Consider the following 11,733-nt stretch of genomic DNA (forward strand, 5'->3'; position numbering starts at 1 on the left):
CCTTCCCGCAATGGTTACGCGAAGGCAAGGACGAGCAATTGGACGTACAGGACGACTGCATCATCATCGGTGCCGGCCCCGCCGGCCTGACCGCCGCGATCTATCTTGCGCGTTTCCATCTATCGATCCGGCTATTCGATTGCGGCAGCAGCCGGGCCGCGCTGATCCCGCGCACGCATAATCATGCGGGTTATCCCGGTGGAATCAAAGGAACGGACCTGCTCGCGCTGATGCTCGAACAAGCGGAAAGTTTCGGGGCGCGGCGTGAAATGGCCGAGGTGACGGCGATCGTGCCGATCGACGACGGCTTCGAAGTGCAGGTCGAGGGAGCGACCTTCCGGGCGCGCAGCGTGTTGCTGGCGACGGGCGTGGTCAACAACCGGCCGGACATGCCACGCGACGAGCATGACGATGCGTTGGCGCGCGGATTGCTGCGCTATTGCCCGATCTGTGACGGGTATGAGGTAACCGACAAGCGCGTCGGGGTGATCGGCACCGGCGATCACGGCATGCGCGAGGCGTTGTTCCTGCGCGGCTTCACCGGCGACATCACACTGATCGCGCCGGGTGCCGCGCATGATCTGGATGCGGCGTGTCGCGCAACGCTCGATGCGGCGGGGATCGTGCATGTCGATGGTCCGTGCACGCCGATCCAGGTTCGCGATGATCGGATCGTCGTGACCACGCCAGGGGGCGAACTGGATTTCGCCAGCATCTACCCCGCGCTGGGGTCTAAAATTCGCTCGGGCCTGGCGGTGGCGGCTGGTGCGCGCGCGTCGGAGGATGGTTGTCTCGAGGTCGATGCGCATCAGCGCACAACTGTCCCCGGCCTGTTCGCGGCAGGTGATGTGGTGAAGGGCCTCGACCAGATCAGCAATGCGATGGGCCAAGCCGGCGTCGCCGCGACCAGCATCCGCAATCTGCTCGACGAGCAGCAATCGATCAGGCGGTGAGACGGCCGCTGCGGAGCGCCTCGGCCCAATCGCCGCGCCCTTCACGCGCCGCCTTGGCCGCAGCCGCTTCATGATCATACTCGACCGCGACGAACCCAAGTCGGCCGTTTTCGATAATCGCGTAGCGAGCTCGGGGATCGCCGACTTCCACACGATACGGCCAGGGCCGGTCATCGTCGAACGCCTGCAGTCCGACACTACCGGGATTTGCGACGACCCGTCCGTCATCGAGCGTGACGATGCGGGGAAGATGGGTGTGGCCGCACAGGATGATCGCCTCATGTCGATCCGTCGCACGCGCAGCGATCTCCGCACCGGTTGCCTCGCGCATGCCGGTCGGTTCGACCGTGTTCAGGAAATGTTCGAGGTCGCTGTCCGGCGTACCGTGACACATGAAGATGCCGGGCGAATATGCCAGTACCGTCGGCTGCGCGGCTATCCATGCGAGATGCCTCTCTTCGAGTACATCGCGCGCATGACCGTCGCTTGCGCCCATCCGCGCCCGATCGAGGGTCAAGAGCTGACGTTCATGGTTGCCCGCGATCGTCGGCCAGTCTTCGCGCATCAGGCGCTCGGCGGTTTCGACCGGCCAGAGCGGGCCGGATAGCGTATCGCCGAGGTTGAGAAAAGTGTCGCAACCCCGTGCCTGCGCATCGGCGATCACCGCGTTCAGCGCGAGCACATTGCCATGAATGTCCGACAGCACCGCGATACGGGTCACGAGATGAAGTCGTCCGCCACCACCAGTCGCTCGCCATCCCATTCGGGTACCGCGTTGGCGTTCATCGGCACCATGAAGCGCTTGCCGGTGTCGCGTTCGATCTCGATCACATCGCCGGCGCCGAAATCGTCGATCGCGACGACCTTGCCGAGCAACTCGCCACTGACGGATACCGCGGGCAGGCCGAGCAGGTCGGCATGGTAATATTCTCCATCGGCGAGCGCCGGCAGCGCGGAACGGGGCACGGTCAGTTCGGTGCCGCGCATCGCCTCGGCGGCGTTGCGATCGGTCACTTCGGCGATGCGCGCGATTATGCCATTGCTGCCGTGACGCGTCGATTTCAGCGTCAGCGCACCGTCATTGAAGGTCTTGTACGGCGTCAGGTCCCCGGCAAAGACCTTGAGCCGCACCTCCCCCGTCACGCCGTGCGCGCCGATGACGACGGCGAGCGTGACGGGGCGGTCGGTCGACATCAGCCCTCGGCAGGCTTTTGTGCGGATTCGCCTTCGACGGCATCGACGCTGTCGCCCGCGTCGCTGTTCGGCGTCGCTTCATTGGCTTCGGCAGCAGGCGCTTCTTCGGCAGCGGCCGCTGCTTCGACGGCAGGTGCCTCTTCAGCGGCAGGCGCCTCGTCGGCTACTGGCGCTTCTTCAGCGGCAGGTGCCTCTTCAGCGACAGGAGCTTCGTCAGCGGCAGGCGTCTCTTCAGCGACAGGAGCTTCGTCAGCGGCAGGCGTCTCTTCGGCGGTCGCTTCAACCACGGCTTCGGCCTCGGGGGTCGGCTCTTCGGTCGCGGCTTCGACCTCGGCAGCTACAACGGCCTCGGCTTCCTCATTGCTGTCAGCAACCGGGGCAGCTTCGGGCTCAGGCTCTGGGGCCGGCGCGGCAGCGGCGGCTGCAGCGGCTTCCTCGGCTTCGGCTGCCTTGGTCGCACGCTCTTCGGCACGCTCATTGGCCTTGTCGCCCGGCTTGCCCTTATTCGGGTTGTTGCGCGCGGGGCGCTCACGCACGCCGGCAACGTCCAGGAAGCGCGCGACGCGGTCGGTCGGTTGCGCGCCGACGCTCAGCCAATGCTTGGCACGCTCGGTGTCGAGCTTGATGCGTTCGGGCGAATCCTTCGCCAGCAGCGGGTTGTAGGTGCCGAGCTTCTCGATGAAGCGGCCATCACGCGGGCTGCGCGCATCGGCGACGATGATCTTGTAATAAGGACGCTTCTTGGAGCCGCCACGCGACAGACGAATGCTGAGTGCCATTGTCGTTATCTTCCTTGAGTGATCTGAAAATGATCTGGATTGAGAGAGTTATTTCTTGTTGAGCAGATTTTCGAAACCGGGCGGCAATTTGGCCTGGCCGCCGCCGAGACCGGGGAGCCCGCCCCCGCCGGCGCCGCCAAGCATGTCGCCCAGCCCCTTGCCGCCGAGCGCGTTGCCAAGACCGCCCATACCGCCCTTGCCGAGCATGGCCGCCATCCCGCGCATGCCGCCCATCTTGCGGATCTTCTTCATCGCAGTGGACATTTCGAGGTGCATTTTCAGCAACTTGTTGACGTCCTGCACCGTTGTGCCGCTGCCCCTGGCAATACGGATCTTGCGCTTGGCGTTGATCACGTCCGGTTTGGTGCGTTCCTTTTGCGTCATCGATGTGATCATCGCGTCCATGCGCAGCAGGATGCGTTCGTCGACCGCGCCGGAGGCCATCGCCGCCTGCGCCTTCTTCATGCCTGGGATCATGCCGGCGAGCGCGCCGAGACCACCCATGCGGCGCATCTGGGCGAGCTGGCTGCGCAGATCGTCCATGTCGAACTGGCCCTTGGCCAGTTTCGCCGCCATCTTCTCGGCATCTTCCTGCTGGATGACCTCCGCCGCGCGCTCGACCAGGCCGACCACGTCGCCCATGCCGAGGATGCGGCCGGCGACCCGGCTGGGATGGAATGCTTCGAGCGCGTCGAGCTTTTCGCCCATGCCGGCAAACTTGATCGGCTTGCCGGTGACGGCGCGCATCGACAGCGCCGCGCCGCCGCGCGCATCGCCGTCCATGCGGGTCAGCACGATACCGGTCAACGGCACCTGTTCGGAGAAGCTTTTCGCGACATTGACCGCGTCCTGTCCGGTCAGCGCATCGACGACGAGAAGGATTTCGGCAGGCCTGGCGACATCGGCGACGGCACGCATCTCGTCCATCAAGGTCTGATCGACATGGAGACGGCCCGCGGTATCGAGCATCAGGACGTCATAGCCCTGCAACTTGGCTGCCTGTAGCGCGCGGCGTGCGATATCGACCGGCTGCTGGCCCAGCACGATCGGCAGGGTCGCGACGTCGGCCTGGGTGCCGAGCGTGGCGAGCTGTTCCTGCGCGTTCGGGCGATTGACGTCGAGCGACGCCATCAGCACTTTTTTGCGATCACGGCCCGCCAGGCGCTTGGCGATCTTGGCCGTGGTCGTGGTCTTGCCCGAACCCTGCAGGCCGACCATCATGATCACCGCCGGCGGCGTGACACCGAGTTCGAGCTCGGCGGATTCCGCGCCGAGCATCTCGACCAGCGCGTCGTTGACGATCTTGACGACCTGCTGACCCGGCGTGACCGAACGCAGCACGTTCTGGCCGATCGCGAGCTCGGTCACCTTGTCGACGAAATCGCGCGCGACGGGCAGCGCGACATCGGCTTCGAGCAGCGCGACGCGGACTTCGCGCATCGCCGCGCGCACGTCCGCTTCGGTCAGCGCACCGCGCCCCCGCAGTCGATCGAACACACCACCAAGGCGGTCGCTCAGGCTTTCAAACATCAACAAACTCCGTTGCCGATCGCGGCTATTCCCTTGAAACGCAAGAAACGCCGGCGGACGAAACCTCGTCAGCCAGCGTATGACCGTCCTGCGGTGGACGGTGCCCCTGCGTTTTTGCGGGAACGCGCCGGGCTATAGGGGGCAAAGCGCGGAAACGCAACCGCACCCGTTCAGAGCGATATCGGCGCGCATTTGTCGGAGACCAACGCGCGCGATTTGATCACGGCACAAGCCTCGGTGCTCGCCGCTGTCAGCTTCAGTCGACGCGCCATATCGACCGCCTCGTGCACAAGGGCATCGGCCCGCGCTGCGTTCCCGGTCCTGGCCTCGAGATCGGCCTCGAGCAACAACGAAAACGGTTGAAATATCTCGAAGCCGATCTGGCGGCGCGTCGCCGAACTCCTCACCGCGAAATCGCGCGCGGCGGTAAGGTCGCCGGCATCCTCGGCGACCCAAGCAAAGTGCCGGTCGATATAGGATTGCTCCAGCGCGCATCCGTCGGCCGTCGCCTTCCGCGCGGCTTCGAGCCCTACCTTCGATGCGGCGACCTCACCAGCGACCTGCGGCATCAACGCGGCGAAGAACAATGCTTCCGAACGCTGGCACGGTGCCTCGATCGCTTCGGCGGCCGACAGGAAGGTCGGCACGAAGTCGAGCGACTTGGCGGTCTGATCGGCGATCAGCGCGGTGAAGTAAGTCGAGATGGTCAGCCGCAGCGTCGCCAACCCCTTAAGCGAGCGGTTGCCACTCGTCTTCATCAGCGTCTCGATTTCGCCGATAACGGCTTTTTCATCGCCGACCGTCACGCCCGCCAAGCGCGCATTCTGCTGGAAGCGGAGTTTCTGGACGAGCAATTCGAGCCGTGCATCCGGGGCGAGGCGCGCAGTGCCGAGCGCGGCGTCCAGGTGCCGCGTGCCGGTCTCAAAATCGGCGGCATACAAGGCCGCCTCGGATTGCCGGATCGGTTCACGGATATCGGCTGGAGCGGCTGCGCCCAGCGCCAGTGCGAAGAGAGCGAGAATCGTCATGCGCGATTGATATCAAACACGGCCGCACACGCAAGGCCGGCTTAACGTCTTCTACACACGATCCATGAGATCAGGGACATCAACAGGATCGTGGGGCAGACCGGCATGGCGCTGGATATAGGCGAAGACATCATCCAACAGCCGATCACGGCCAAACGCGAGCTGCTGAACGGCGCGATCACGGTTGCCGCAATTCTGTTGTTCGTCGGCACCGGGAGTGCGGTGCTGTCGACCACGCTCAGGCAATACCTCGCCGGCGGAACCGGGAGCGACCAGACCCTGGTCATTGCCTTGCTGCTCAATGTCGCGCTGATCCTGTTCGGCTGGCGCCGCCATCGCGAACTCAGCATCGAAGTGACGATCCGCGCCGCCGCGGAGGAGCGCGCGCAGCAATTGGCGTCGAAAGACCCGCTGACCGGTTTCCTCAATCGCCGCAGCCTGGCGGAAGAAGGCGCCGCCATGTTCGTGCGCGCCGAACGCCGCAACAAGGCGATGGCGATGCTGATGCTCGACCTCGACCATTTCAAGACAGTCAACGACATGCATGGCCACGCCACCGGCGATGCATTGTTGCGCCAGGTCGCGATCGAGATCGCCGCGGCGATGCCATCAATCTCGCTCACTGCACGCTTCGGCGGCGACGAATTCGCCTGCGCCTTTCTGTTCGATCCAGCGCATCCCGATACGGTCGAGCGGATCGCCGAGAAACTGATCAGCCGCCTCGCCCAGCCCTTCCATGCCGAGGGCCTGCAACTGCATATCAGCGCCTCGGTCGGCGTGGCGCGATCCGATTTCGATTGCGCCAGCATCGACGCGCTGATGCGATCGGCCGACATCGCAATGTATGCGGCGAAGAATTCGGGCCGCAACCGCTATGCCTGGTTCGACCTGTCGATGGAGCGTGAGCTGCAGGCGCGCAACGAGCTGGAGAGCGGCCTGCGCGCCGCCATCCCGCGGCTCGAAATCGTGCCCTATTTCGAACAGCAGATCGACCTGACCACCGGTCGGCTCGGCGGCTTCGAGGTGCTGGCACGCTGGGAACATCCGACACGCGGTCTGATCGTACCCGACAAATTCATTCCGATCGCCGAGGAAACCGGCATGATCGCGGAGCTGTCGCTGTCGATCATGCGCCAGGCGTTCGTCGCGGCGAAGGACTGGGATCCCAGCCTCTCGTTGTCGGTCAATATCTCGCCCTGGCAGCTCAAGGACGCCTGGCTGGCGCAGAAAATCATCAAGGTGCTGACCGAAACGGGGTTCCCCGCGAGCCGGCTGGAGATCGAGATCACCGAAAGTTCGCTGTTCGACAATCTCGCGCTCGCGCAATCGATCGTCGGGTCGCTCAAGAACCAGGGCATCCGCCTCGCGCTCGACGATTTCGGCACTGGCTATTCCTCGCTTGCCCATCTGCGCGCATTGCCGTTCGACCGGATCAAGATCGACAAGAGTTTCGTCATGTCGATCAACGACAATTCGGAAAGCGCGGCGATCGTCAACGCGATCACGCGACTGGGCGACAGCCTCAACCTGCCGATCACCGCCGAGGGCATCGAGGACGCGTCGATCGAGGAAAGGTTGCGTGCGCTGGGCTGCTCCAAGGGGCAGGGCTATCTTTATGGCCGACCGCTGAGCGTTGCCAATGTACGGCGCCTGCTCGCGGAAAAACGGCTATTGCGGCAGCCGCTGCCGATTACCGAACCCCAGTCGAGCGATCCTACCAGCCGGCGTCTGGCCGGCTGAGATAGTCGAGTTCTTCAGGCGTCGATTCGCGCCCGAGTGCAGCGTTGCGTGACGGGAATCGGCCGAAACGCTCGATCACCTCGGCATGCTCACGGGCAAATTTGACGTTTTCCTCATTGCCGAGCCGTTCGAACCAGGCGACGCTCTTTGCCTGTATCTTGCGATTTTCGGTATGCATCATCGGCATATAGAGAAATGCGCGGCGCTCGACGGGTTGCCGATCGTCCCAGGCAAGGATGAGTGCGCGCTCCGTCAACTTCAACGCCAGCGGGTCGGCCGCGAACGCCGCCGCCGTACCACGGTGGATATTGCGCGAGAATTGATCGAGCAGGATCACCGCGGCGAGCACCGTATCCGGATCGTCGCGCCAGCCGGCCGCCATGGTCGCCAGGACAAGATCGCGCACCGCGCCGAAACGCTCCGTGATCGTGCGATCGAGCGCCTCATCCCTTGCGTACCATTTGTCGGGCGGCACTTCGTCGAACCAGAAGTGCAGCACGGTGCTGGCCTTTTCATGGACTTCGTCCGGCTTCGCACCTAGATCACCGCTCATGCCCCATCTCCCGGCCACGATTATGGCTGACCCCGACATTATCAGCATGGGCTGCCGGTTGAACATCGCTGAAAGCGAAACGATCCGCGCGCTCGTTGCCGGTCGCGATATGGTTGTGATCAACAGCTGCGCCGTGACCAACGCGGCCGTGCGCCAGACGCGCAGCGCGATCCGCCGCGCTCGGCGCGACCGACCGGGCGCGCAGATCGTCGTCACCGGATGCGCAGCGCAGATCGATCCCGCAGGATTCGCCGCCATGCCCGAGGTCGACCGGGTGATCGGCAATGCGGAAAAGCTCACAGCGCCGGCCTGGGAGGTTCAAGACCCGGTGGTGGTCGGCGATATCATGCAGGTGCGCGAGACCGCCCCTCACCTCGCCGCCGCCTTCGCGGCGCACGCCCGCGCCTTTGTCGAGGTGCAGAACGGCTGCGACCATCGCTGCACGTTTTGCGCGATCCCGTTCGGGCGCGGCAACAGCCGTTCGGTGCCGGCGGGCGCGGTCATCGACCGGATCGCCGGGCTGGTCGACGCCGGGCACCGCGAGGTTGTGCTAACCGGAGTGGACCTGACCAGCTATGGCCCCGACCTGCCCGGCGCGCCCAGCCTAGGTTTGCTGGTCGAGCGCATCCTGCGCCACGTGCCGGCACTGGAGCGACTACGCCTGTCGTCGCTCGATTCGATCGAAATCGACAACCGGCTGTTCGACCTGATCACCGGCGAAGCGCGGATCATGCCGCATGTGCACCTGTCCTTTCAGGCAGGCGATGACATGATCCTGAAACGGATGAAGCGCCGCCATGACCGGGCGCAATCGGTCGCTGCGGTCGAGCGGCTCAAGGCGGCGCGGCCGGAGATCGCGATCGGTGCCGACCTGATCGCGGGTTTCCCGACCGAAACCGACGCCATGTTCGCCAACACGCTGGCGCTGATCGACGATTGCGACGTGGTCCACGCGCATATCTTTCCCTATTCGCCCCGCGCCGGCACGCCGGCGGCAAAGATGCCGCAGGTCGCGCCTGACATACGCAAGGCACGCGCGGCGTTGCTGCGTGGGTCGGCCGAGCGGCGGCGGGCGGCATGGCTTGAGAGCCTGGTCGGGACCACTCAGGCGGTACTGGTCGAACGCCCCGGAGACCGGGGTCATTCAGGCAATTTCGCGGAAGTTCGCCTCGATACGGTGGACGAGGTCGGCAGCGTGATCGACGTGTTGGTCACGGGGGTGACCGCCGAGGCCCGATTGACCGCCCTGTCCTGTCATCCTCGCGAAAGCGGGGATCCGGCTTCTTCTCTACCGTCGCAGCAGAAGCGGGACCGCCGCTTTCGCGGGGTTGACGTCGATATGGAACTGATCACATGAGCACTACCCCTAGCTGGCACGACAAATTGCTCGGCGGCTTCAAGCGCACCTCCGACCGGTTGCTCGGCAATCTCGCCGGGCTCGGCGCGGCGCGGCTCGATGATGCGACACTCGATGATATCGAGGAGGCGCTGATCGCATCCGACCTGGGGCCGGAAACATCAGCACGAATCCGCGCGCGGCTCGCCGAGGGACAATATGAGCGCAACATGGAAGAGCTCGGCATCCGCCTGATCGTCGCCGAGGAGATCGAGAAAGTGCTCGCCAAAGTGGCCAAGCCGCTCGAGATCGAAGCGTTCCCGCGCCCGCAAGTGATCCTCGTCATCGGCGTCAATGGCTCCGGCAAGACCACCACCATCGCCAAGCTCGCCCATTTGCTGATGGAGCAGGATTATGGCGTGATGCTTGCCGCTGGCGACACGTTCCGCGCCGCCGCGATCGGCCAGCTCGCGACCTGGGCCGAGCGGGTCGGGGTGCCGATCATCAGTGGCAAGGAAGGCGGTGACGCGGCCGGGATCGTTTACGAGGCGGTCAAGCAGGCGACCGCGACAGGCATCGACGTGCTGATCGTCGATACCGCAGGGCGCCTGCAGAATAAACGCGAGCTGATGGACGAACTGTCCAAGATCCGCCGCGTGCTCGGGCGGCTCAATCCGGCAGCGCCGCACGATGTGGTGCTGGTGCTCGACGCGACGACCGGGCAGAACGCGCTGAGCCAGATCGAAGTGTTCCAGAAGGATGCCGGTGTCACCGGCCTGGTCATGACCAAGCTCGATGGCACCGCGCGCGGTGGCGTTCTGGTCGCGGCGGCGGAGAGATTCGGCCTGCCGATCCATGCGATCGGCGTTGGCGAGAGCATGGGCGATCTGCGCCCGTTCGATGCGAACGAGGTTGCGCGGATCATTGCCGGTGTGGAAGGAGCGGTGAAATGACCAGTTCAACCCGCCCGCCGATCGGCACCGGCCTGCGCCTCGCGATCGATATCGGGCCGCTCGCCGTGTTCTTCCTCGTCAATGCGCTGGCCGGTGGGCCCGCACTGGGCAAGCTGCTCGCCGCGACCGCGGCGTTCATGGTGGCGAGCGTCATCGCGATGATCGTGTCGCGGGTAAAGACCGGGCATATCTCGCCGATGCTGTGGATTTCCGGCACGCTGGTGCTCGTGTTCGGCAGCCTGACGCTGTATTTCCACGACGGCACCTTCATCAAGATGAAGCCGACCTTCGTCTATTCCATGTTCGCGGCGATCCTCGCGTTTGGACTCGTGACCAAGCGGCCGTTACTGCAGCAATTGCTCGATACCGCATATCCGGGCGTCGATGCGGCCGGCTGGCGGCAGTTGACGATCAACTGGGCGCTGTTCTTCGTGTTCATGGCGGTGCTGAACGAAAGTGTGTGGCGCTATACCGCACCGCTCAGCACCGACGATCCCGCTTTCTGGGCCGGGTTCAAGCTTTGGGGCGCGGTGCCGCTGACGCTGATCTTCGCCTTTGCGAATGTGCCGATGCTGATGAAGCACGGGCTGAAGGTCGGCGAGGATGAAACACCGCCGATACCACCCGAAGGCTGAGCCCGTCGGGCGAGGCCATGGCGCTCGCGATGCTGATTCGACACTAAGAAAGAGCGCGCCGGTAATGCCCGACAAAGGATGACATGCCCGATCCGGCGTGATGGTTGAATCGCCGCTGACAACAGGGCCGAAGGGTCGAGCGACGGGAGATATGTTACACCAGTAATGTAACATATCTCTGAGCCCACACCGTCGTCAAATCCGAATAATATCATTATACATCAAATGGTTGTTTCGAATACCGACCCGTTGCGACAAACGAAAAAGGGCCCCGGTTTCCCGAGGCCCTCGCCGTTTCGATGATCTGCGGATCAGCCGACCGCGGCGTCGTAGCGCTTGCCGGCTTCGTCCCAGTTCACCACGTCCCACCATGATTTGAGATAGGCAGCGCGGTCGTTGCGATAGGTCAGGTAATAAGCGTGCTCCCACACGTCGTTACCGAGGATCGGGGTGCCCTTGTCCTTGGCGTCGTCCATCAGGGGATTGTCCTGGTTGGGCGTCGAGGTGACTTTCAAAGCACCGGATGAATCGGCGATGACCCAGGCCCAGCCCGAACCGAACTGACCGGCACCCTTGGTGTTGAATTCTTCCTTGAGCTTGTCGAGGCCGCCGAACGCCTTGATCGCTTCGGCCAGCTTGCCCGACGGCGTGCCGCCGCCCGGAGCCATGATCTTCCAGAAAAAGTCGTGGTTCCAGAAACCACCGCCATTGTTGCGCACCAGCGGCGGCTGCGACGAAATCACCGCGAGGATCTGCTCGATCGTCTTGCCGGCAAGCGACGGGTCCTTCTCGACGCCCTCGTTGAGCTTATCGGTATAGGCCTTGTGATGCTTGTCGTGATGGAACTTCATCGTCTCTTCGTTGATGGTCGGCTCCAGCGCGTCATAGGCGTAGGGAAGCGGCGGTAATTCGAAGGCCATGTAAAGCTCCATCTCTTTAGTGTCGGTCACCAAACGCCTGTCGGGCGACCTGGTTCAGCCGGGTGGTGCGAATTCGTTACAGGTGGCAAACGATCCCGCCAAGCCCGGTGCC

General features: G+C 64.1%; 11 protein-coding genes and 1 pseudogene. 5 read left to right on the forward strand and 7 right to left on the reverse strand.

From position 1 onward, the window contains the following. Positions 1-38: 38 nt before the first annotated feature. A complete protein-coding gene (locus ACVWZA_RS06030; protein ID WP_457310266.1) occupies positions 39-953 on the forward strand; it encodes an NAD(P)/FAD-dependent oxidoreductase in 915 nt (304 codons plus the stop codon). Here ACVWZA_RS06030 and ACVWZA_RS06035 read toward each other — a convergent pair. The 5 genes and pseudogenes from ACVWZA_RS06035 to ACVWZA_RS06055 form a co-directional block, all read right to left on the reverse strand. Continuing rightward, positions 943-1,674 (reverse strand): metallophosphoesterase family protein, encoded by a 732-nt coding sequence (locus ACVWZA_RS06035; RefSeq protein ID WP_457310267.1) that lies wholly within the window; start codon positions 1,672-1,674, stop codon positions 943-945. The two genes, ACVWZA_RS06030 and ACVWZA_RS06035, sit on opposite strands and share 11 nt — an antisense overlap. Beyond that, positions 1,671-2,147 (reverse strand): ribosome maturation factor RimM, encoded by a 477-nt coding sequence (rimM, locus tag ACVWZA_RS06040; RefSeq protein WP_457310268.1) that lies wholly within the window; start codon positions 2,145-2,147, stop codon positions 1,671-1,673. The genes ACVWZA_RS06035 and rimM overlap by 4 nt, the downstream gene beginning before the upstream one ends. Positions 2,148-2,449: 302 nt before the next feature. Then, positions 2,450-2,926 (reverse strand): annotated as a pseudogene (gene rpsP / locus ACVWZA_RS06045) (30S ribosomal protein S16); the annotation flags it as partial. A gap of 48 nt (positions 2,927-2,974) precedes the next feature. Then, on the reverse strand, positions 2,975-4,456 hold the full coding sequence (gene ffh / locus ACVWZA_RS06050) for a signal recognition particle protein (protein WP_457310269.1): 1,482 nt from the start codon (positions 4,454-4,456) through the stop codon (positions 2,975-2,977). Between the two features lie 170 nt (positions 4,457-4,626). Further along, positions 4,627-5,484 (reverse strand): hypothetical protein, encoded by an 858-nt coding sequence (locus ACVWZA_RS06055; RefSeq protein ID WP_457310270.1) that lies wholly within the window; start codon positions 5,482-5,484, stop codon positions 4,627-4,629. Positions 5,485-5,589: 105 nt separating this feature from the next. Here ACVWZA_RS06055 and ACVWZA_RS06060 point away from each other — a divergent pair, with 105 nt between their 5' ends. After that, complete coding sequence (locus ACVWZA_RS06060; protein WP_457310271.1) at positions 5,590-7,224, forward strand: putative bifunctional diguanylate cyclase/phosphodiesterase; 1,635 nt, start codon at positions 5,590-5,592, stop codon at positions 7,222-7,224. Here ACVWZA_RS06060 and ACVWZA_RS06065 read toward each other — a convergent pair. Next, complete coding sequence (locus ACVWZA_RS06065) at positions 7,199-7,777, reverse strand: DUF924 family protein (protein ID WP_457310272.1); 579 nt, start codon at positions 7,775-7,777, stop codon at positions 7,199-7,201. The genes ACVWZA_RS06060 and ACVWZA_RS06065 overlap by 26 nt on opposite strands. A 22-nt stretch (positions 7,778-7,799) precedes the next feature. Between ACVWZA_RS06065 and mtaB the strand changes: the two genes are divergently transcribed. From mtaB to ACVWZA_RS06080, 3 genes are read left to right on the forward strand one after another with little or no spacing between them, the layout of a single operon-like run. Continuing rightward, positions 7,800-9,134, forward strand: coding sequence for a tRNA (N(6)-L-threonylcarbamoyladenosine(37)-C(2))-methylthiotransferase MtaB (gene mtaB / locus ACVWZA_RS06070; RefSeq protein ID WP_457310273.1), 1,335 nt, complete (start codon positions 7,800-7,802; stop codon positions 9,132-9,134). Further along, positions 9,131-10,066: a signal recognition particle-docking protein FtsY gene (ftsY, locus tag ACVWZA_RS06075; protein WP_457310274.1), complete on the forward strand. Its 936-nt coding sequence runs from the start codon at positions 9,131-9,133 to the stop codon at positions 10,064-10,066. The genes mtaB and ftsY overlap by 4 nt, the downstream gene beginning before the upstream one ends. Then, the gene (locus ACVWZA_RS06080) at positions 10,063-10,701 is read left to right on the forward strand and encodes a septation protein A (protein ID WP_457310275.1); all 639 of its coding nucleotides are present in this window, start codon (positions 10,063-10,065) and stop codon (positions 10,699-10,701) included. Before ftsY ends, ACVWZA_RS06080 begins: the two co-directional genes overlap by 4 nt. Positions 10,702-11,012: 311 nt before the next feature. On the opposite strand, the gene ACVWZA_RS06085 is transcribed toward ACVWZA_RS06080, so the two are convergent. Next, positions 11,013-11,621: a superoxide dismutase gene (locus ACVWZA_RS06085; protein ID WP_457310276.1), complete on the reverse strand. Its 609-nt coding sequence runs from the start codon at positions 11,619-11,621 to the stop codon at positions 11,013-11,015. Between the last annotated feature and the right edge of the window lie 112 nt (positions 11,622-11,733).

The sequence above is a fragment of the Sphingomonas sp. UYAg733 genome (genome assembly GCF_054057355.1).